Source organism: Roseovarius marisflavi (assembly GCF_900142625.1).
GTDB classification, from domain to species: Bacteria; Pseudomonadota; Alphaproteobacteria; order Rhodobacterales; family Rhodobacteraceae; genus Roseovarius; species Roseovarius marisflavi.
Window position 1 is genome coordinate 96,788 of the sequence record NZ_FRBN01000010.1, and the last position, 19,248, is coordinate 116,035.

Below are 19,248 nucleotides of genomic sequence, written 5' to 3' on the forward strand. Positions count from 1 at the left end.
TGGGCGACTCCTTGTTTGCAAATATAGTTTAGCGTTAAACTATCAAATACACCAATCGCGTGCCGGTTGCGAGTGTGAATTTTTCCCATGGGTTAAGGGCGGATGAGCCGCCGCTGTCGGAGTGCTAGAGCGGCGGCAGGCCCGTCACCTCGCCCTCGCGGATCACCGCCGGGTCATAGGCCTTGCGTGCGAAGACCTCGCGCACCATCGGCTCGAAGGTCGCAAGCGGCTCGGCCACGTAATCGGGATCAAACGAGGCCTGATCCCACCGCTCGCAGAACGCCGCGCAGCTTTCAAAGCAGGGATGATCCTTGAACTGATCGCGCGCGTTGCGATCCCAGCCATAGTGGTGGCCGTAATAGAGCATCTGGAAAATGCCGTGATGTTCCACCACCCAGGCCACATCCCACCGCACGAACGGGCGGATCACCTCGGCCGAGAACCTGTCGTGGTTCTGCGGCGCAAGCCCGTCGCCGATGTCATGCAAAAGCGTGCCCACGACCCAGTCGATATCGGCCCCCTCGCGCAACGCGCGGCTTGCCGATTGAAGCCCGTGATCAAGCCGGGTGATCCGATAGCCTTCAAGCGAGACCTCGCCCTGACGGCGCAGCTCGTCCAGCACCCGGTCGGCGGTCAGCGAAAGATAGGGTTTTTCGAGGCGTTCAAGAAGCTCGTAATCCTCCTTGGTGCCATCCTTCATCTGGGTAAAGTTGACTGTCTGGCGCTCGCTCATCGCTCATGATCCTTTGCTGATCAGTCCCAAAAGGGGGGAATACGGCAAGGGTAGGCCGCCGCTGGACGATCCGACAAGCGGATTCTCTTTGTGCGAGGTCAGCGGATGACGATTTCGTCGCTGCGCAACAGGCCGAGCACATCGCGCGCCTGTTGATCCAGAAGATCAAGGTCAAGATAGGTATCCGACAGCCGGTGCGTCAGGTTTTCCATCCGCGCCACTTGCGTGTTCAACTGATCAAGCTGGGCCTGCAACAGCGTGCTTTGCGCGTCGATTTCAGCGCGGCGGAACAGGCCGTAATCCCCCTGCACGGCGGCAAAGGTGAAATACGCGCCCAAAAAGAACGCCACCGTGAAAAAGATAAGCATGCCCCAGGGCCTGTTGCGGGTGTTCATACGCGTGGTCTGCCTCATTATCCGCCTCTGACGGGCGGTCTGGGCACCATGCCACAGCGCGCGCAGTTTGTGAATCCCCTTTCACAGGATTTGCTGGCGCTTTACGGTACGCCCTAAAGGAGAGTTTGATGCAAGACACACCGCCCCCTGTTGCCCCCCAATGGCATGACGCGCTCAATCAGCCCGCCCTGCGCGGTGACCTTGACCTATGGGCCAGCGATCCGGCGCTTCAGACCCATGCGGCGGCGGCGGGGGCGGACGTGGGGCATCTGGCCTCTTACGGCGCGCGGATCGGCACCGCCGAGATGCGCCGCCTCGGCGAAGAGGCCAACCGCCATGCGCCCGAGCTGGTGCTGTTTGACACCGGTGGTCGCCGCCTTGACGAGGTGCGCTTTCACCCGGCCTATCATCAGCTGATGCAGGTCGGCATCGGCGCGGGCTATGCCGCGATCGCCTATGAGGGCGGGCAGGGCGGTCATGCGAGCCACGCCGCGATGGTCTATCTCACCTCTCAGGTCGAGGCGGGCGTGTGCTGTCCGATGACCATGACCTATGCCGCCGTGCCGGCCCTCAAGGCCGACAAGGCGCTGTTTGCGACTTGGGTGCCCAAACTGGTGGCGCGCGCCTATGACGGGATGCCAAGGCCCTTGGCACGCAAGGCCGGGGCGACGCTTGGCATGGCGATGACCGAAAAGCAGGGCGGCTCTGATCTGCGCCACACAAGCACCACCGCCACGCCCGAGGGCGATCTTTATCGGCTTGAGGGGCACAAATGGTTCTGTTCGGCGCCAATGTCGGACGGGTTTCTTACGCTGGCGCAGGCGCCCGGCGGGTTGACCTGTTTCCTGGTGCCGCGCTGGCTTGAAGGGGGGCGCAACGCGATCCATCTGCAACGGCTCAAGGACAAGATGGGCAATCGCGCCAATGCCTCGGCGGAAATCGAATATCACGGCGCCTATGCCCACCGCTTGGGCGATGAGGGCGCAGGTATCGCGACGATCATCGAAATGGTCCATCACACCCGGCTTGATACCGCTCTGGCCCCTGCGGGCCTGATGCGGGCGGCGCTGGATCAGGCGCGCCACTGGGTGCAGCAACGCTCTGTGTCCGAGGCGATGCTGATTGATCAGCCGCTGATGCGGCAGGTGCTGGCCGATCTTTGCCTCGACTGGGAAGGATCGCTTGCGCTTGGGCTTCATGTGGCGCGGGCCTTTGACGGCACCACGCCGCAGGACCGCGCATTTGCGCGCCTTGCGGTGGGTTTGGCCAAATTCATCAACAACAAGCTCTGCCCCGGCGTGATTTCCGAGGCGATGGAATGCCTGGGTGGCATGGGCTATGTCGAGGATACCGGCATGCCGCGGCTTTACCGCGAGGCGCCGCTGAATTCGATCTGGGAAGGGTCGGGCAATGTCATTTGCCTTGATATCCTGCGCACCCTGCGCCGTGAACCGCTTGCGGGCGAAAGCCTGATCGCGGAACTTGGTGCGGCGACGGGGCATGACCGCGCCTTTGATGCGGCCCTCAAGGCGCATATGCAGAAATTTCCAAAACTGCCCGACGTGGCGCAGGCGCGGTGGTACTGCGAAAGCCTTGCGACGCTGCTGACTGCCTCGGTTTTGATCCGTAACGCGCCCAACGAGATCTCGGGTGCCTATATCGCCGCGCGCCTGTCGGGCGCGCGCGGTCGCGTGGCCGGGGCGATGGGCGGGTTGGATTGCGCGGCGGTTCTGGCGCGTCTTGGCAATGGCGAAAGATAAATTCACAAAATTAGATGTGTTTGATTTGGATCAACGCCTTTCGTCGGGCGTGTATCTTAGGGTGGGGCGGTAAACCGTCATTCAAGGTTCATCTTTACCTGCACCCGAAAGGATATATCCGATGCGAAAAACGCTTGCTGCCGCCACGCTTGGCCTTGCCGCCCTGACCACAAGCCCCGCTGTCGCCGAAGAGGCGCCCAAACTGGTGACCATCCTCACCAGCCCCGACGCCCAGACCCAGTTGATGGGAATGGTGCTGACCATGCAGTCGATGCAGCAGGGGGCCGAGGCCTATATGCTGCTTTGCGGCCCGGCGGGCGATCTGGCACTCAAGGAGGCCCCTGCCGCCGCCACCGCACCGCAAAAACCAAAGGGCATGAGCCCGCAGGGCCTGATGCAGACCATCATGGCCAAGGGCGGCGTGGTCGAAGTCTGTGCAATTTACTTGCCCAACAAGGGGATTGAGGCATCAGCCTTGCTTGATGGTGTGAGCGCGGCCAAACCGCCGGCGGTGGCCGCGCGTTTGCTGGCCGACAAGACGCGGATCATGTCCTTTTAACGCCAGAAAGAGGCTGGGGGCAGAGAGAGCGAGGCGGCCTGTCAGGGCCGATGAGCGCGCGCTCAGGCCTCGGCCTTTTTCTCCCAGCGGCCCGAGCCTTCGGACCAGTATTGCGCCGAACAGCCCGCGCCGGTGAGCGCCTTCCACTGGGCGCGCGCCACGCTAAGCGCGGCGTCGTCATTGCCGTCAAAAAGGATACAGACCCGCTCCAGCGCCTGTACCTCTTCGGGGGGCACTTCGGCGCCGTCAATGCTCATCACGCAGACCGCCCCATTGGGCCGCTCGGGCGCGGTGCCAAGCAGGATCGGCTGATCTGCCTCATGCTCCGCCCCTTCAAGACCGTGCGGCAAAAACCCGTCCTCGGGCCCAAGCCAGAGCTTTTCGTCAAGCCATTCCATCCGTGCCCGGTCGCGCCCGCGCACCATGACACGCCAGCCCGCGCCCTGTGCCTTGCCCAAAAGCATGGGCAAGGTCACCTCTAGCGGCGTGCGTGTCAGGTGATAGAAATAGGCCGCCCCCATCACTCTTGCTCAAGCATGTCCGCGATCATCCGGTTGAGCGATATCACGCCCCAGCCGGTCGCGCCGCGGGGCGCATAGGCGGTTTCGGCCTTCACGCTGGCCACCCCGGCGATATCGAGGTGAATCCACGGCATGTCATCCTTGACGAAGCGCTTGATGAACTGCGCCGCCGTGATCGAGCCGGCCTCGCGCCCGCCGACGTTCTTCACATCGGCGATCTGACTTTTGAGCTTGTCGTCATAGGCCTGCCCCATCGGCATCCGCCAGGCACCTTCGCCCTCGGCCTCGGCCGCCTTGAGGAAGGCCTTGCACAGATCGTCATCGTTGGAAAACACGCCGGCGTTTTCATTGCCAAGCCCGACGATGATCGCGCCGGTCAGGGTGGCAAGGTCGATCACGCCGCGCGGTTTGTAATGTTCCTGCGCGTACCAGATCACATCGGCCAGCACCAGGCGCCCCTCGGCATCGGTGTTGATCACTTCGATGGTGTCGCCCTTCATCGAGGTCACCACATCGCCGGGGCGGGTGGCGCGATCCGAGGGCATGTTTTCCACCAGGCCGACAAGACCGACCACATTGGCCTTCGCCTTGCGCAGGGCCAGCGTGCGCATCGTGCCCGCGACCACTGCGGCGCCGCCCATATCCATGGTCATGTCTTCCATGCCGGCGGCGGGCTTGAGGCTGATGCCGCCGGTGTCAAACACCACGCCCTTGCCGACAAGCGCCAGCGGCGCCTCGCCCTTGGGTCCGCCCAGCCATTCCATCACGGCAATTTTCGACGGCGTCGCACTGCCGTGGCCGACGCAGAGCAGGGAGCCCATGCCCAGCTTTTCCATCTCGGCCTCGTCCAGAACGCTGATCTTGAGGCCCAGATCCTTGAGCGCCTCGATCCGCTTGGCAAACTCGGTGGTGGTCAGGTGGTTGGCCGGATCAGACACCAGATCTCGGGTAAAGAACACGCCCTCGGCGAGGGCCTGAACGGTGGCCGCCTCCGCTTTGACCTCGTCGGGTTTGCCCACCATCAGCGTGACACCGCCGGCCAGCTTGGCCTCGGCGGTCTTGTGGGTGACGAATTCATAGGCCCGAAGCACCAGTCCAAGCACAAGCTCGCCAGGGCGGCGCAGCGAGCCGCCGAGCACCAGAACCGCCTTGTCGCCCTTGGCCCGGCCAAGCGCCGCACCGGCGCGGCGGGTCTCGGTGATGCTGGCGTTGCGCGGCAGGCAGACCACGTCAAGCGCCTCGGCCGCAAGCCCCGCAGGCCAGCCAAGGCTGATCACATCGCCGGGTTTTTTCTTCTCGAAAGCGCCTTTTTCGACCATCCGCGCCAGCACGCCTTTGGTCAGCCGGTTGACGCGCCGCGCGGCGGGGTCAAGCTTGCCATCGGGGGTGACAAAGACCGCGACGCGGCCCTCTGCCGTGGCAATGGCATCAAGATCGGTCTCTTCAAAGGCAACGGAAACGGGCGTAGTCATCAACAGGCTCCTTTATGTCGGTTCCCCAAGACCTAGCGTGCCTTTGCCGCGATGACCAGTTAGCAGTTTTCCCTCGGACTCAATTCCGATAAGTTGCCGGACAAGTCAGCTGTACGTGGGGGGTAATTTGACCAGATTCGACAGATACATGCTGTCGCAATTCATGGTTTTGTTCGGTTTCTTTGCGCTTGTCCTGGTATCCATTGTCTGGATCAACAAGGCGGTGCGGATGTTTGACCGGCTGATCGCGGATGGCCAGTCTGCCTGGGTCTTTCTGGAATTCACGGCATTGACACTGCCGGGGGTGATCGGTGTTGTCTTGCCGATCGCGGCTTTTGCGGCGGTGGTCTATGTGGTCAACCGCATGAGCACCGAAAGCGAGCTTACAGTGGTGCAGGCCACGGGATATTCGCCGCTGCGCCTGTTGCGCCCCGCGATCATATTCGGGTTGATCATCACGGTGATGATGTCCTTGCTGTCGCATTTTCTTATTCCGACAAGCCTGACCCAACTGCGCCTGCGCCAGCATGAGGTATCGCGCAATATCTCCGCGAAACTATTGAGTGAGGGCGAGTTTCTGCACCCTGCGCCGGGTGTCACGCTTTATGTTCGCGACGTCACGCCGCAGGGCGAACTCAAGGATGTGTTCCTGTCGGATCGCCGCAGCCCGGAAACTCCGGTCACCTATACCTCGGCCCATGCCTATCTTGTGGTGGAAAGCGGCGGTATCAAGCTTGTGATGGTGGATGGGCTTGCGCAAATCCTGCGCCAGCCGGGCAATCGCCTGTTCACCACGCATTTCGATGATTTCTCTTATGATGTCAGTGCGTTGATAAGTCGTTCCGCGATCAACCTTAACCGGGTTTCCTATATCATGACGCCAGAGTTGCTGACGCACCCGCATGCGGTGGCGGAGCGTACAAAAAGCACCTATGGCATCGTCATGTCCGAAGTGCATGGCCGTTTTACCCGCGCGCTGCTTGGGCTGATTGGCGCAATGATGGGCTTTGCGGCGCTGCTTGTCGGGGGCTACAGCAGATTTGGCGTTTGGCGTCAGATCCTGCTGGCCTTTGCTCTGTTGGTGCTTGTCAAGGTTGTCGAGGGCATGGTCGTGGGGCCGGTTCTTGCCAATGGTGCCCTCTGGCCGATCCTTTATATGCCGACCCTTCTGGGCGCTTTGGCGTCGCTTTTGCTGATCTTCGTCGCCTCGCGACCGGGCCTGTTCTGGCGGTTTTTCGCGCGCTGGGCGCGTGCCGAGGTGGCGGCATGATCCTGCACTACTATCTCGCGCGCCGCTTTTTCTGGAGCGTTCTGGGGGTGGCGGCCGTGCTGGCCGTCGTGCTGGCGCTGATTGATCTGGTGGATGAGCTGAACGATTATCCGCACCTGCCGTTCGCCAGGGTGCTTGGAGTGGTCGCGCTCAAGATGCCCGAAGCGAATTACGAGATTTTGCCGCTGGTGATGGTCCTGGCCTCGGCGGCGCTTTTCCTGCGATTGTCGCGCAGTTCAGAGTTGGTGGTGCTGCGGGCCTCGGGGCGTTCGGCAATCCGCGGGCTGGTGGCCCCGGCCGTGGTGGCGCTTGGCATCGGCCTTGTCGGGCTGGCGATGGGCAATCCGATCGTGGCGGCCACTGCAAAGCGCTATCACGATCTGGTCAATACCTTGGATGGGCGCGGCTCTGCTATATTGGCCATCGCCAGTGAGGGACTGTGGCTGCGCCAGGGCGGAGACGGCGGCCAGACGGTGATTTTTGCCGCCCGCGCCAGCTCTGATCTGGCTGTTCTCTTTGAACCGAATTTTGTCGATTTCGCCCCCGGTGGCCAGCCTCTGCGCCGCATAAGTGCCGCGGCCGCACGACTCGGAGACGGGGCGTGGGAGTTGAGCGACGTCAAAATCTGGGACCTCTCGAAAGGCGTCAACTCCGAAGCCACGGCGAAGCGGCTTGCCAGCCTTTCGATTCCCTCGGAGCTGACCCGCGACCGGATTGTCGACAGCTTTGGCAAACCGATCTATATCCCGATCTGGGACCTGCCCAGGTTTATCACCCAGCTTGAACAGGCCGGATTTTCGGCGCGCCGCTATGCGATCTGGTTTCAGACCCAATTGGCCAGCCCGGTCTTCCTTGTGGCGCTGGTGCTTAGTTCTGCGGCCTTTACAATGGGCCATGCGCGTGGCCGTAATACCGGCCTGTCGGTGTTGACGGCGGTACTCTTGGGCTTTGGGCTGCACTATGTTCGCAATTTTGCCCTGATCCTTGGTGAGAACGGCCAGATCCCGATTCTTCTGGCGGCCTGGGCACCGCCTGTGGCCGCGCTTTTGCTGGCGATCGGTATTTTGTTGCATCTGGAGGACGGATGACCCTGTTTGCTCGACTTTTCAGCTCAGTCGCTCTGATCGCGGCGCTGATCATGACGGCGGTTTCGGCGCAAGAGGCTGCGCCTCAGCCCGCCGTTCTGGTCGCGGACGATGTGCGTGTGACGGCCGATGATCAACTGATTGCAACCGGCAATGTCGAGGCGCTGTATCAGGGCCGCCGCCTGACGGCGCGCAAGATCATCTATGACCGCGCGTCCGACCGATTGCTGATCACCGGGCCACTGACCCTTACCGAGGGGGGCAATACGGTCATTCTTGGCGATAGTGCCGAGCTGGACCGCGACATGCAGAGCGGTCTTTTGTTCGGGGCGCGAATCGTCATGGAGGATCAGCTACAGCTGGCGGCGACTGAAATGCGCCGTGTCGATGGCCGTATGACACAGCTTTACAAAGCTGCTGTGACCTCTTGCCGGGTCTGCGAAACCGGGCGCCCGCCGCTCTGGCAAATCCGCGCAGAGCGGGTGGTGCATGATGCCGATGAACGCCAGCTTTATTTCCACAACGCCCAGTTCCGGGTGCTGGATGTTCCGGTGTTCTACCTGCCACGCCTGCGTTTGCCCGACCCTACGGTCGAGCGCGCTACGGGATTTCTGACGCCCTCTGTTGAAAATTCCTCGGTTTTGGGCATCGGCGTCAGGGTGCCCTATTTTATCGTGCTTGGCGATCACCGCGATCTGACGCTTGCTCCGTTCTGGTCGACGAAGTCGCGCCGTCTTGAGCTGCGCTATCGTCAGGCGTTCCGGCGGGGCACGATCGAGTTCAACGGCGCGGTGGCGGATGACGATTTCAATTCACCCTCCAGCCGGGGTTATCTTTTTGGGGGGGGCCGGTTTGATCTGAACCGCGATTTTGTGCTGCGATTTGGGATTGAGGTCGTGAGCGACGACACGTTCCTTCTGGATCACGATTTTTCCGACAAGGACCGGCTTGAGAGCGAGATCTCGATCGAGCGCGCACGACGCGACGAATATATCCGCGGCGCGTTCACTCATTTTCAGTCGCTGCGGGTCAATGAACCCCGCGCGACCCTGCCGTCAATTGTCGGCAATGGCGACTATGAGCGGCGTTTCTTTCCGCGCCGTCTGGGCGGGGAACTGCGGTTTTCGGCCGAGGCGCAAAGCTCTTATCGCTCGTCCGATCTGACCACTGACGGGCCCGATTTTGACCGGTTTTCCGATGGGCGTGACGTAACGCGTCTGACCTCGGCCCTGGATTGGCAACGCAACTGGACTCTGCCTGCGGGCGTGCTTGCATCGGTCCAGACCGGCGTGGTGGTGGATCATTTTCAAATCGCTCAGGCAGGGACGACCAGCGTGTCGGACGCGACCGAGCTGACCCCGAGGGGCGCGGTGCAATTGCGTTGGCCGCTGATAAAATCCAACCGGCACGGTGTCACCCATGTGGTTGAACCGGTGGTGCAGATGGCGTGGTCAGGGGGCTCAAACCCCAATGTTCCGCTGGAGGAAAGCACCGCCGTCGAATTCGACGAGGGCAATCTTTTCAATGTGTCGCGCTTTACAGCACCTGACCGGCGCGAGCGCGGCTATAGCGCGGCTTATGGCGCCACCTGGACCAGGATCGACCCGACCGGCTGGCAGGGGTCGCTTGCCCTGGGGCAGGTGCTGCGCGACCAGCGGTTATTTGAGGCAGATGGGATTACGCCATCCTTTACCAAGTCCTCGGGCCTGCGTGACCGCACCTCTGATGTGTTGGTCGCGGCACAGTTTCAGAATCGCAACGGGCTGACGGTGACCGGACGCAGCCTGCTTGAAAACCTCTTTGACAGCCCCAAGGCCGAGGCGCGTGCAAGCTGGCGCAACGACAGGACCAAGGTCGCTGCCACCTACACATGGCTGGCCAATGATCCGGATGAAAACCGCAATGGCTCGGTGTCGGAATGGGCCTTTGACGGCAGCTATCGCTTTGCCCGCCATTGGACCGGCAGCGCCGACTGGCGCTATGACGTGGCCGCTGACCGCAGCGTGCGTGCCGGCGTTGGCATGACCTATTCCAACGAATGCGTGGATGTGACGCTTTCGGCCTCGCGCCGCTTTACCTCATCGACTATCCTTGAACCCGAAACCAACTTCAGCTTTACCGTGGGGCTACGGGGCTTTTCGGCCGCGACGCGCGATAAAAGCTTTACTCGGAAATGCAGGAAATAAGCAGTATGATATCGAAATTCCGCCGAACCCTCACCGCCCTGGCCATACCCGCTCTTCTTGTTGTGACCGGGGGGCTTGGGATGGCGCCCGCACAGGCGCAAAACCTGTTCGAGCCGATGATCCATGTCAACGATCAGGCGATCACGCGCTATGAGCTGCAACAGCGCGCCCGCATGATGACACTGTTTCGGGCGCCGGGCGATCCGGCAAAACTGGCGCGCGAGCAGCTGATTGAGGAAAGCATAAAGCTTGATGCGGCGCGCGCCAATGGCGTGGTTATTGATGATGAGACGATCAATGGCGGCATGGCCGAGTTCGCCAGTCGTGCCAATATGGAGGCTGAGCAATTTGTCCGCGCGCTTGAAGGCGCCGGGGTGTCTGAATCCTCGTTCCGGGCCTTTGTGCGCGCCGGGGTCACCTGGCGTGAATTGACGCGCGCCCGATTTGCAAATCGCGTGTCGGTGAGCGAAGACGACATCGAGCGCGCCACGCTGGCGCTGACTGGCGGGTCGAGCGTGCGGGTGCTGTTGTCAGAGATCATCCTGCCGGTGCCCAACCCGGCAGAGGCCGAAAGCGTGCAGGCGCTTGCCGGGAGCATCGCCCAGTCGGAGGGCGAGGCGGCCTTTGCCGCTCAGGCGCGCCGTCATTCTGCCTCTGCCAGTGCCGGGCGCGGCGGGCGCATGGACTGGGTCGAGCTTTCCGCCCTGCCGCAGGGGCTTCGGCAGGTGATCCTTGGTCTTGCGCCCGGTGATGTGTCTGATCCTTTGCCGATTGAGGGGGCGGTCGCGCTGTTCCTGCTGCGCGATATCGAGGAAACATCTGTCGCCACGCCGGAGTATTCGGCCATTGAATACGCCGCCTTTTACATTCCCGGTGGGCGCAGCGAACAGGCCCTGGCCCAGGCCGCCCGCGTGCGCGCCGAAGTTGATGTCTGCGACGATCTTTACGGCGTGGCCCAGGGCCAGCCGCCCGAGGTTCTTGAACGCGGCAGCCGCGCGCCCGATGAAATCCCCGCTGATATCGCCGTGCAACTGGCGCAGCTTGATCCCGGCGAAGTCTCGACCAATCTGACGCGGGCCAATGGCCAGACGCTGGTGTTCCTGATGCTCTGCGGGCGCTCGCCGAAACTTGACGGGGAACAGCCCTCGGTCGATGACCTCAGCAACTTCATCCGCAGCCGTCGGCTTGAATCCTTCGCGAACAGCTATCTGGAGCAGCTCCGCGCCGAGGCCCGGATCAGCGAAAAATGAGCCTTGCCGTCGCCCTGAGCTGTGGCGAGCCGGCAGGTGTCGGCCCCGAAATCGCGGCCAAGGCCTGGGGTTTGCTTGGCGGGGATTTTCCGTTCTTCCTGATTGGCGATCCTGGCCATCCGCCTCAAGGCATGCCGGTCGTCGAGATCTCCGATCCGTCCGAGGCTTGCGCCGTGGCGGAGAGGGGCCTTCCGGTGCTGCGCCATCACTTTGACGGCGCCCTGACCCCCGGCACGCCCAACCCGGCCCACGCCAAGGGCGTGATCGAGGTGATCGCGCGCGGGGTTCATCTGGTGCAATCGGGGCAGGCGCTGGCGCTTTGCACGGCGCCGATCCACAAACAGGCGCTTCAGGATGGGGCGGGCTTTGCCTATCCGGGCCATACCGAATATCTCGCGGCTTTGGCGGGAGACGCGAAGGTCGTGATGATGCTCGCCTCGGATGTGCTCCGGGTGGTGCCGACCACCATTCATATCCCTCTCTCGGAAGTGCCCGGCGCCCTGACGCCTGCACTGTTAGAGGAGACGATCCGCATCACCCATGCCGCGCTTATCAGCGACTTTGGCGTCGCGCGCCCGCGTCTGGCGATTGCCGGGCTCAACCCGCATGCGGGCGAGGGCGGCAAGATGGGGCGTGAAGAGATCACGGTGATCACCCCGGTGCTTGAGCGCCTGCGCGCCCAAGGCTTCGATCTGCGCGGGCCGATGTCGGCGGATACGATGTTTCACGCCGCCGCGCGTGCGGGCTATGACGCGGCGATTGCGATGTATCACGATCAGGCGCTGATCCCGATCAAGACGCTGGATTTTGATCGCGGCGTCAATGTCACGCTTGGCCTGCCGTTCGTGCGCACTTCGCCCGATCATGGCACCGCGCTTGATATCGCAGGGCAGGGGATCGCCAACCCCACCTCGTTGATCGAGGCCCTTAAAATGGCCCATAGCATGGGGGCCGCGCGCCGCAGATGAGCAGGATTGACAGCCTTCCGCCTCTGTCAGAGGTGATTGCCACGCATGGCCTTGCAGCGCGCAAATCGCTGGGGCAGAACTTTATCCTCGATCTCAACCTGACCGCGCGGATTGCGCGGCTGGCGGGTGACCTTACCGAATGCGATGTGCTTGAAATCGGCCCCGGCCCCGGTGGTCTGACCCGAGGGCTTTTGGCGGAGGGCGCGCGCCGGGTGCTGGCGATTGAAAAAGATGCGCGCTGTATGCCCGCCTTGCAGGAAATATCCGACGCGATGCCGGGGCGGTTGCAGGTGATCAATGCCGACGCGCTCGATCTTGACCCGCTGCAATACCTGACGCCGCCGATCCGGGTGGTGGCCAATCTGCCCTATAATGTCGGTACAGAGCTTTTGATTCGCTGGCTGACGCCGAAAGACTGGCCGCCGTTCTGGCAGAGCCTGACCCTGATGTTTCAGCGCGAGGTGGCGGAGCGGATCACCGCCACGCCGGGCAGCAAGGCCTATGGCCGCCTTGCCCTTTTGTCGCAATGGCGCGCGAGCCCGCGCATCGTGCTTGGCCTGCCGCCCGAGGCCTTTACCCCGCCGCCGAAAGTCTCAAGCGCGGTGGTGCATTTCGAGGCCCTGCCAGAGCCGCGCTTTCCGGCCGATCCCAAGATCCTTGAATGGGTCGTGGCGCGCGCGTTCAATCAACGCCGCAAGATGCTGCGCGCCGCCCTCAAGGGCAGTGCGCCCGACCTTGAGGATCGCCTTATCGCGGCGGGGATCAAACCCACCGACCGCGCCGAAACCGTCAGTCTTGAACAATTCTGCGCCCTTGCGCGGCACATGCCCGGCGGCTCTGAGGCGGGTTAGAGCGTTTCGAACATGCGACAGAGTCTAACGCGTCAGAACCAGCGTACCGCCGGTGATCTCGATGCTTGAGTAGAGCTGGAGATAGCTCATCCCCAAAAGCGATTGATCCATATCGCCCTCGTTGACCACGGCGCGCACATCCTCGTGTCGCACGCCACCGACCGCGACCGTGCCAAGGCGCACCGGCGCGGTGCGCACCATGCCATTGGCGGTATAGGCGCGCCCCAGATAGGCCAGTTTGCTCGTATCAATCCCGACTTTTTCGGCGTCGGCGTGGCTTAGCACCACCTGCGACGCACCGGTATCGACCACAAAGCGCACCGGCTCGCCGTTGATATCCGCGGTCAGGTAATAATGCCCGTCAGGCGCGCGGGGCAGTTCAATGCGGCCATCCTCGATGGTGGTCTGCATCGGGCGCACCGTCTGGCGGATGTCATCCCAAAGCCCGACAACGGCAATCGCGCCGAGAAAAATCAGCCCCCAGATCAGCGCCTGCTGCACCAGCTTGCCAAGCGACGCGCGGTTCTGGGCCACGAACCAGAACAGCACCGCCGCCGCGAGGATCACGAGGTAGGTCAGCCGTGCGTAATCGAAGGTGTCACCGAAGTTTTCCATCAGGCTGATATAGGGTGGGGCCCGCGGATTTGAAAGATCAACCCGCCAGTCCAAAGCCGCGCAAGCCATCCAGCACGAATTGCACCGCAAGCGCCGCCAGAAGCATCCCCAAAAGCCTGGTCACCACATTCGTGCCAACCCGGCCAAGCGCGCGCTCCAAAATGCCGGACATCAGGAACATCAAAAACACCAGAAGGATCACCGAGAGCATGACCCCGATCACCCATGCCAGCCCCTCGAACCCCGGTTTTTGCCCGGCCAGAAGAATCACCGTGGCGATCGAGCCGGGCCCGGCAATCAGCGGGATGGCGATGGGAAAGATCGAGGGGTCGTCGCTATCGTCTTCTTCCGCCTCTTCGGCCTGATCCGCGCGCCGCTTGGTGCGTTTTTCAAACAGCATTTCAAGCGCGGTGAGAAACAGCAGAATACCGCCCGCGATCCGAAAGGCGGGCATGGAAATGCCGATAAACCCAAGCACGGCCTCGCCAAGGGCGGCAAACATCACCAGCAACAGCGCCGACGTGACACAGGCCCGCACCGCAATTGCGCGGCGTTTTTGCGGGCTCATGCCTTGGGTCAGCGCCACGAAGAGCGGCGTCATGCCAATCGGGTCGATGATCACGAAAAGCGTGACAAAGGCGGTGATCAGAAAAGCGGTATCCATCGGGCGACCTTAACGTGATTTGACGCGGGGCGCACCCTGCGGTTTGTCGGCTTAACTCTCGGCTGTTTCAAGGCGTTCCAACGCTTCCATCCAGAGGGTCTCGGCGAGGGTCAGGGCCCGTTCGATCTCGGCAAATTTCTTTTGCCACTCCTTGAGGCCGTGAATGTCGTCATAGATCGTCGGATCGGCCAGCTTGGCGGCAACGCGGGTTTTCATTTCTGAAAGCTTTTCAATGCGTTGTTCGCAATTCTTCGCGTCTTTCTTTAACGCGAGAATGGCGTCGCGCGAGGGCTTTTTCACCTTGGCCGGCTTGGCAGATTCCGCCGTCCTGGCGGCTTTGGCGGGCTTGTCACTGCTCAAGAGCATGGCGCGATAGCTTTCAAGATCGCCCTCGTAAGGCGCGACATTGCCGTCTTTCACAAGCCAGAGCCGGTCCGCCACGAGGCTCAGCAGGTGCATGTCGTGGCTCACCAGAATGACCGCGCCGGTATAGGTGGTCAGCGCCTCGACGAGGGCTTCGCGGGATTCGATATCAAGGTGGTTGGTCGGCTCGTCGAGGATAAGCATATGCGGCGCATCAATCGTTGCCAGCATCAGCGACAGCCGCGCCTTTTGCCCGCCCGAGAGGCGCCCGACAAGGGTTTCGGCCTGTTCGGCGCCAATGCCGAACCCGCCAAGGCGCGCGCGCAGCCGTGCCGGGGTCTCGGTCGGGCGCAGACGGCGGATATGGTCAATCGGGGTTTCATCAATGTGAAGCTCGTCGACCTGATGTTGGGCGAAAAAGCCGACGCGCAGTTTCGAGGCCTTGGTGATCCGCCCCTGCATCAGTTGAAGTCTGTCTGACAAGAGCTTGGAAAGAGTGGATTTTCCTTCGCCGTTGCGACCCAGAAGGGCGATCCGGTCATCCTGATCAATGCGCAAGTCAAGGCGCGACAGGACCGGCTTGCCGTCATAGCCGACAACGCCGTTTTCAACCCGGATAATGGGCGGCGAAAGTTCCTCGGGTTCGGGGAAGGTGAACCGCTTGAGCGCGGCCTCTTGCGGGGTGGTGATCGGCTTGAGCTTGGCAATCATCTTGAGGCGCGATTGCGCCTGCACGGCCTTGCTGGCCTTGGCGCGAAAGCGATCGACAAAGCTTTGCAGATGGGCGCGGCGGGCATCCTGTTTGCGCGCCTCGGATTCGGCCGCCGCAAGACGGGCCGACCGGGTCTCGGCAAAGGTCTCGTAACCGCCCTGATAGAGCGTCAGCTTTTTGTCTTCGAGATGCAGGATTGAGCCAACTGCGCGGTTCAAAAGCTCGCGATCATGGCTTACGATCAACACCGTATGGGGATAACGCGCCAGATAGCTTTCAAGCCAGAGCGCGCCCTCAAGGTCAAGATAGTTGGTCGGCTCATCGAGCAGCAACAGATCAGGCTGGGCAAACAGCACCCCGGCAAGCGCCACCCGCATCCGCCAGCCGCCCGAAAAGGCAGAGCAGGGCATGCGTTGCTCGGCATCGGTAAATCCGAGCCCCTTGAGGATGTTCGAGGCGCGCCCTTCGGCCGACCAGGCGTCAATATCGGCAAGCCGGGTCTGAATGTCCGAAATCCGGCCAGCGGCGGTTGCGGTCTCGGATTCTGCAAGCAATTCAGCACGTTCCGTATCGGCCGCCAGAACCGTGTCGATCAGTGAGACCTCGTTTCCCGGCACCTCCTGAGCGACCCCGCCAATGCGGGCGCGCGACGGCAGGCTGATCTCGCCGCCCTCAAGCGCAAGCTCGCCCCGGATCAGGCGGAAGAGGGTGGTCTTGCCGGTGCCGTTTCGGCCGACAATGCCCACCTTATGGCCATCAGGAATGGTGACCGAGGCGTGATCAATCAGCGTTCGGCCAGCGACGGAATAGGAGATATCATTTATGCGCAACATGGCCCCCGCATGCCGCATGCGCGCGCCCGCGTCAATCGCGGCTTTTCAAGAGGCTGTCCGGGTGGTATTGGGGCCGCGATCAAAAGCGGTCGGGCAAGGGGCCTGATCGATGATTTTAACTGAAAAGAGGCTGAAATGGCTGTTGAACGCACGCTGAGCATCATCAAACCCGACGCAACCAAACGCAACCTGACCGGCAAGATCAATGCCAAGTTCGAAGATGCAGGCCTGCGCATCATCGCACAAAAGCGCATCCAGCTGACCCCGGCACAGGCCGGTGTTTTCTACGAAGTCCACAAAGAGCGCCCGTTCTATGGCGAACTGTGCGATTTCATGGCGTCTGGCCCGGTTGTGGTTCAGGTTCTGGAAGGCGAAGGCGCAATCGCCAAAAACCGCGAAGTCATGGGCGCAACAAACCCCGCCGATGCGGCCCCCGGCACCGTACGCGCCGATTTTGCCGAGTCGGTTGGCGAAAACTCGGTCCACGGCTCTGACGCCGCCGATACCGCCGCTCAGGAGATCGCGTATTTCTTCTCGGGTCTCGAACTGGTCGGCTAAGACCTGACGCAAGACTTTAAGTTCAAACCGCATCCTATTCATAGGGTGCGGTTTTTTCATTTTAAACGTTGCTCATATGCTGGCGAAATCGTCAAAAACCGGTTTCGGATATTTATGCGTCAACTCCGGATCGCGGGGTTTTTCTGCTTGGGGTTTCGCCTCTGATTTGGGCGGTTTTGCCTGTGCCATGGGTCTGCTCCTGGGCTTGCTCTGGTTTTATTGGCACGGTCCGGGTGCGCCGGGCCTGCGCATTTTATACCCTTTAGAAGGCCACGATTTCGCAGCGCTGGTGCGGCGCAAATGTGGCAGAATTGCGGCGGCCCCGTTCCCTGCGCGCAACCGGGGGCGGGCGCGCAGGGACGATCGCGCCTTTCAGGCGACCATTTTTTCGACCACCCCGCCAAAGGAAGAGGGTGTCGGCACGATGGTCACCCCGGCCTCTGACAGGATCTCGACCTTTTCCTGGGCTGATTCGCCAAAGGCCGACACGATCGCGCCTGCATGCCCCATGCGCCGCCCCTTGGGCGCCGAAAGACCGGCAACATAGGCGGCGACCGGCTTGTTCATGTGATCGCGGATATAGGCGGCGGCTTCGGCCTCTTGCGGGCCGCCGATTTCGCCGACCATGACCACGGCGTCGGTGTCGGGATCGTTTTCAAACAGCTCAAGCACATCGCGAAAGCTTGATCCGTTGATCGGATCGCCGCCAATCCCGACCGAGGTCGACACGCCGATGCCGCGCTCTTTCATCTGGCTGGCGGCCTCATAGCCAAGCGTGCCCGAGCGCCCGACAATCCCGATCCGCCCCGGCAGGTAGATCGAGGGCGGCATCAGCCCGGCAAAGGCCTCACCGGGGGTGATGATCCCGGCGCAATTGGGCCCGATCAGGCGCATCCGCTTTTCGGCTTTGTAGCGGCGCATATAGCGCTTGACCTGAATCATGTCCTGCGCGGGGATGCCATCGGCGATGCAGACACAGGTTTTGATCCCCGCATCGGCGGCCTCCATGATCGAATCGGCGGCAAAGGGGGGCGGCACGAAACAGATCACAAGATCGGCGCCGGTCTCGGCGACGGCACCCTTGACGGTGTTGAATACCGGAAGACCGTTATGCTTGGTTCCGCCCTTGCCCGGGGTCACGCCGCCCACCACGTTGGTGCCATGGGCGATCATGTCCTGAGTGTGAAAGCTGCCGATGCGCCCGGTCAGGCCGGTCACAAGGACGCGGGTCGATTTATCAATGAGAATGGCCATCATGCTGCCCCTTTTTGGGCGGGTTTCGTGTCTTTCCAGGCATTTACCACCAGATTTGCGGCATCAACGAGGGTCTCTGCGGTGATGATCGGAAGACCGCTTTCCTTGATGATCCTGCGGCCCTGATCGACATTGGTGCCCGACAGGCGCACCACCAGAGGCATGCTTAGATCAAGCTCTTTATAGGCGCGCACAACCCCCTCGGCGACCCAGTCGCAGCGGTTGATACCGGCAAAGATATTGACCAGGATCGCCTCGACATTGCGATCATTCAGCACCGCCTTGAACGACATCAGTACCCGCTCGGGCGAGGCCCCGCCGCCCACGTCAAGAAAGTTGGCAGGCTCGCCACCGGCCATCTTGATCATGTCGAGCGTCGCCATCGCAAGCCCGGCGCCGTTGACGATACAGCCGATTTCACCATCAAGCCCGATATAGGCCAGCCCGCGATCCTCGGCGAAGGTTTCGCGGCTGTCTTCCTGGCTCTTGTCGCGCAGTTCAGAGATTTCCGGGCGGCGGTAAAGCGCGTTGTCGTCAAAAGACATCTTGGCATCAAGCGCCATGATCTCACCGCTCTGGGTCACCACGAGCGGGTTGATCTCGACCATATTGGCGTCAAGTTCGGCCATGGCGCGGTAACAGCCGGTGATCGTCTTGACCGCCTGCGGGATAAGCGCCGGGTCAAGCCCGAGCGAGAATGCGATCTCGCGGGCCTGAAAGGCCTGCATGCCGACGGCCGGATCAACCACCGAGCGGATGATCGAATCGGGTTCGTTGGCCGAGATATCCTCGATCTCCATGCCGCCCTGCGCCGAGGCGACGACGACGACGCGTTCCTCTTTGCGGTCCAGAACAAAGCCAAGATAGATTTCCTGAGCGATCTTGGTGGCTTCTTCGATGTAAAGGCGGCTCACAAGTTTGCCCTGCGGGCCGGTCTGATGGGTGACAAGCATCCGGCCAAGCATCCATTGCGCGGCCTCGCTGATCTCGGATTCATCGGCGCAGATCCGAACGCCGCCTGCCTTGCCGCGCGCGCCGGAATGGATCTGGGCCTTGACCACCCATTTGTCACCCGAAAGCTCGCTGGCGCGGTACACTGCCTGTTCGGGGCTATAGGCGATGCCGCCGCGTGGCACGTTGACGCCGAACCGCTTGAGAAGGTCCTTGGCCTGATATTCGTGAATGTCCATGTTCCGTCC

Annotated in this window: 18 protein-coding genes; 9 read left to right on the forward strand and 9 right to left on the reverse strand. The window is 62.0% G+C overall.

What is annotated here, in order from left to right; all coding sequences use genetic code 11:
• Positions 1-124: 124 nt before the first annotated feature.
• Both BUB78_RS10730 and BUB78_RS10735 read right to left on the reverse strand, forming a co-directional pair.
• Positions 125-700: an HD domain-containing protein gene (locus BUB78_RS10730; protein ID WP_084732832.1), complete on the reverse strand. Its 576-nt coding sequence runs from the start codon at positions 698-700 to the stop codon at positions 125-127.
• Between the two features lie 131 nt (positions 701-831).
• Entirely contained in the window at positions 832-1,128 is a 297-nt protein-coding gene (locus tag BUB78_RS10735) for an FtsB family cell division protein (RefSeq protein ID WP_073198001.1), read from the reverse strand.
• A gap of 128 nt (positions 1,129-1,256) precedes the next feature.
• On the opposite strand from BUB78_RS10735, the gene BUB78_RS10740 reads away from it, so the two are divergent.
• Positions 1,257-2,888 (forward strand): acyl-CoA dehydrogenase family protein, encoded by a 1,632-nt coding sequence (locus BUB78_RS10740; protein ID WP_073198004.1) that lies wholly within the window; start codon positions 1,257-1,259, stop codon positions 2,886-2,888.
• A gap of 121 nt (positions 2,889-3,009) precedes the next feature.
• Positions 3,010-3,447, forward strand: a complete 438-nt coding sequence (locus BUB78_RS10745) for a DsrE family protein (protein WP_073198006.1) — start codon at positions 3,010-3,012, stop codon at positions 3,445-3,447.
• A gap of 62 nt (positions 3,448-3,509) precedes the next feature.
• On the opposite strand, the gene BUB78_RS10750 is transcribed toward BUB78_RS10745, so the two are convergent.
• Positions 3,510-3,968, reverse strand: coding sequence for a DNA polymerase III subunit chi (locus tag BUB78_RS10750; RefSeq protein ID WP_073198008.1), 459 nt, complete (start codon positions 3,966-3,968; stop codon positions 3,510-3,512).
• A complete protein-coding gene (locus BUB78_RS10755) occupies positions 3,968-5,440 on the reverse strand; it encodes a leucyl aminopeptidase (protein ID WP_073198010.1) in 1,473 nt (490 codons plus the stop codon). Before BUB78_RS10755 ends, BUB78_RS10750 begins: the two co-directional genes overlap by 1 nt.
• A 148-nt stretch (positions 5,441-5,588) precedes the next feature.
• Between BUB78_RS10755 and BUB78_RS10760 the strand changes: the two genes are divergently transcribed.
• The 6 genes from BUB78_RS10760 to rsmA are packed head-to-tail and all read left to right on the forward strand — an operon-like array spanning position 5,589 to position 13,050.
• Complete coding sequence (locus tag BUB78_RS10760; RefSeq protein ID WP_073198012.1) at positions 5,589-6,710, forward strand: LptF/LptG family permease; 1,122 nt, start codon at positions 5,589-5,591, stop codon at positions 6,708-6,710.
• Entirely contained in the window at positions 6,707-7,798 is a 1,092-nt protein-coding gene (lptG, locus tag BUB78_RS10765; protein WP_073198014.1) for an LPS export ABC transporter permease LptG, read from the forward strand. The genes BUB78_RS10760 and lptG overlap by 4 nt, the downstream gene beginning before the upstream one ends.
• Positions 7,795-9,981: an LPS-assembly protein LptD gene (locus BUB78_RS10770; RefSeq protein ID WP_073198016.1), complete on the forward strand. Its 2,187-nt coding sequence runs from the start codon at positions 7,795-7,797 to the stop codon at positions 9,979-9,981. The genes lptG and BUB78_RS10770 overlap by 4 nt, the downstream gene beginning before the upstream one ends.
• 5 nt (positions 9,982-9,986) lie before the next feature.
• Positions 9,987-11,231 carry a peptidylprolyl isomerase gene (locus BUB78_RS10775; RefSeq protein WP_073198018.1) on the forward strand — a complete coding sequence of 415 codons (1,245 nt, stop codon included), beginning with the start codon at positions 9,987-9,989 and terminating at the stop codon, positions 11,229-11,231.
• Positions 11,228-12,199: a 4-hydroxythreonine-4-phosphate dehydrogenase PdxA gene (gene pdxA, locus BUB78_RS10780; RefSeq protein ID WP_073198020.1), complete on the forward strand. Its 972-nt coding sequence runs from the start codon at positions 11,228-11,230 to the stop codon at positions 12,197-12,199. Before BUB78_RS10775 ends, pdxA begins: the two co-directional genes overlap by 4 nt.
• On the forward strand, positions 12,196-13,050 hold the full coding sequence (rsmA, locus tag BUB78_RS10785) for a 16S rRNA (adenine(1518)-N(6)/adenine(1519)-N(6))-dimethyltransferase RsmA (protein ID WP_073198022.1): 855 nt from the start codon (positions 12,196-12,198) through the stop codon (positions 13,048-13,050). The genes pdxA and rsmA overlap by 4 nt, the downstream gene beginning before the upstream one ends.
• Before the next feature lie 24 nt (positions 13,051-13,074).
• On the opposite strand, the gene BUB78_RS10790 is transcribed toward rsmA, so the two are convergent.
• From BUB78_RS10790 to BUB78_RS10800, 3 genes are read right to left on the reverse strand one after another with little or no spacing between them, the layout of a single operon-like run.
• Positions 13,075-13,665 carry a retropepsin-like aspartic protease family protein gene (locus tag BUB78_RS10790; RefSeq protein ID WP_073198060.1) on the reverse strand — a complete coding sequence of 197 codons (591 nt, stop codon included), beginning with the start codon at positions 13,663-13,665 and terminating at the stop codon, positions 13,075-13,077.
• A gap of 37 nt (positions 13,666-13,702) precedes the next feature.
• Positions 13,703-14,329 carry a MarC family protein gene (locus BUB78_RS10795; protein WP_073198025.1) on the reverse strand — a complete coding sequence of 209 codons (627 nt, stop codon included), beginning with the start codon at positions 14,327-14,329 and terminating at the stop codon, positions 13,703-13,705.
• A gap of 51 nt (positions 14,330-14,380) precedes the next feature.
• Positions 14,381-16,237: an ABC-F family ATP-binding cassette domain-containing protein gene (locus tag BUB78_RS10800; RefSeq protein WP_073198061.1), complete on the reverse strand. Its 1,857-nt coding sequence runs from the start codon at positions 16,235-16,237 to the stop codon at positions 14,381-14,383.
• Positions 16,238-16,372: 135 nt separating this feature from the next.
• Between BUB78_RS10800 and ndk the strand changes: the two genes are divergently transcribed.
• Complete coding sequence (gene ndk, locus BUB78_RS10805; protein WP_073198027.1) at positions 16,373-16,795, forward strand: nucleoside-diphosphate kinase; 423 nt, start codon at positions 16,373-16,375, stop codon at positions 16,793-16,795.
• Between the two features lie 372 nt (positions 16,796-17,167).
• On the opposite strand, the gene sucD is transcribed toward ndk, so the two are convergent.
• Positions 17,168-18,049 (reverse strand): succinate--CoA ligase subunit alpha, encoded by an 882-nt coding sequence (gene sucD, locus BUB78_RS10810; protein WP_139279311.1) that lies wholly within the window; start codon positions 18,047-18,049, stop codon positions 17,168-17,170.
• Positions 18,049-19,239, reverse strand: coding sequence for a malate--CoA ligase subunit beta (locus tag BUB78_RS10815; RefSeq protein WP_073198032.1), 1,191 nt, complete (start codon positions 19,237-19,239; stop codon positions 18,049-18,051). The genes sucD and BUB78_RS10815 overlap by 1 nt, the downstream gene beginning before the upstream one ends.
• Positions 19,240-19,248 lie beyond the last annotated feature (9 nt).

Bases quoted from the DNA above. Each gene is read 5' to 3' on its own strand.
- BUB78_RS10790 (WP_073198060.1), bottom strand. From the start codon at position 13,665: ATGGAAAACTTCGGTGACACCTTCGATTACGCACGGCTGACCTACCTC.
- BUB78_RS10800 (WP_073198061.1), bottom strand. From the start codon at position 16,237: ATGTTGCGCATAAATGATATCTCCTATTCCGTCGCTGGCCGAACGCTG.
- BUB78_RS10730 (WP_084732832.1), bottom strand. From the start codon at position 700: ATGAAGGATGGCACCAAGGAGGATTACGAGCTTCTTGAACGCCTCGAA.
- BUB78_RS10815 (WP_073198032.1), bottom strand. From the start codon at position 19,239: ATGGACATTCACGAATATCAGGCCAAGGACCTTCTCAAGCGGTTCGGC.
- pdxA (WP_073198020.1), top strand. From the start codon at position 11,228: ATGAGCCTTGCCGTCGCCCTGAGCTGTGGCGAGCCGGCAGGTGTCGGC.
- BUB78_RS10740 (WP_073198004.1), top strand. From the start codon at position 1,257: ATGCAAGACACACCGCCCCCTGTTGCCCCCCAATGGCATGACGCGCTC.
- rsmA (WP_073198022.1), top strand. From the start codon at position 12,196: ATGAGCAGGATTGACAGCCTTCCGCCTCTGTCAGAGGTGATTGCCACG.
- BUB78_RS10750 (WP_073198008.1), bottom strand. From the start codon at position 3,968: ATGGGGGCGGCCTATTTCTATCACCTGACACGCACGCCGCTAGAGGTG.
- BUB78_RS10745 (WP_073198006.1), top strand. From the start codon at position 3,010: ATGCGAAAAACGCTTGCTGCCGCCACGCTTGGCCTTGCCGCCCTGACC.
- sucD (WP_139279311.1), bottom strand. From the start codon at position 18,049: ATGGCCATTCTCATTGATAAATCGACCCGCGTCCTTGTGACCGGCCTG.
- lptG (WP_073198014.1), top strand. From the start codon at position 6,707: ATGATCCTGCACTACTATCTCGCGCGCCGCTTTTTCTGGAGCGTTCTG.
- ndk (WP_073198027.1), top strand. From the start codon at position 16,373: ATGGCTGTTGAACGCACGCTGAGCATCATCAAACCCGACGCAACCAAA.
- BUB78_RS10755 (WP_073198010.1), bottom strand. From the start codon at position 5,440: ATGACTACGCCCGTTTCCGTTGCCTTTGAAGAGACCGATCTTGATGCC.
- BUB78_RS10770 (WP_073198016.1), top strand. From the start codon at position 7,795: ATGACCCTGTTTGCTCGACTTTTCAGCTCAGTCGCTCTGATCGCGGCG.
- BUB78_RS10795 (WP_073198025.1), bottom strand. From the start codon at position 14,329: ATGGATACCGCTTTTCTGATCACCGCCTTTGTCACGCTTTTCGTGATC.
- BUB78_RS10735 (WP_073198001.1), bottom strand. From the start codon at position 1,128: ATGAACACCCGCAACAGGCCCTGGGGCATGCTTATCTTTTTCACGGTG.
- BUB78_RS10775 (WP_073198018.1), top strand. From the start codon at position 9,987: ATGATATCGAAATTCCGCCGAACCCTCACCGCCCTGGCCATACCCGCT.
- BUB78_RS10760 (WP_073198012.1), top strand. From the start codon at position 5,589: ATGCTGTCGCAATTCATGGTTTTGTTCGGTTTCTTTGCGCTTGTCCTG.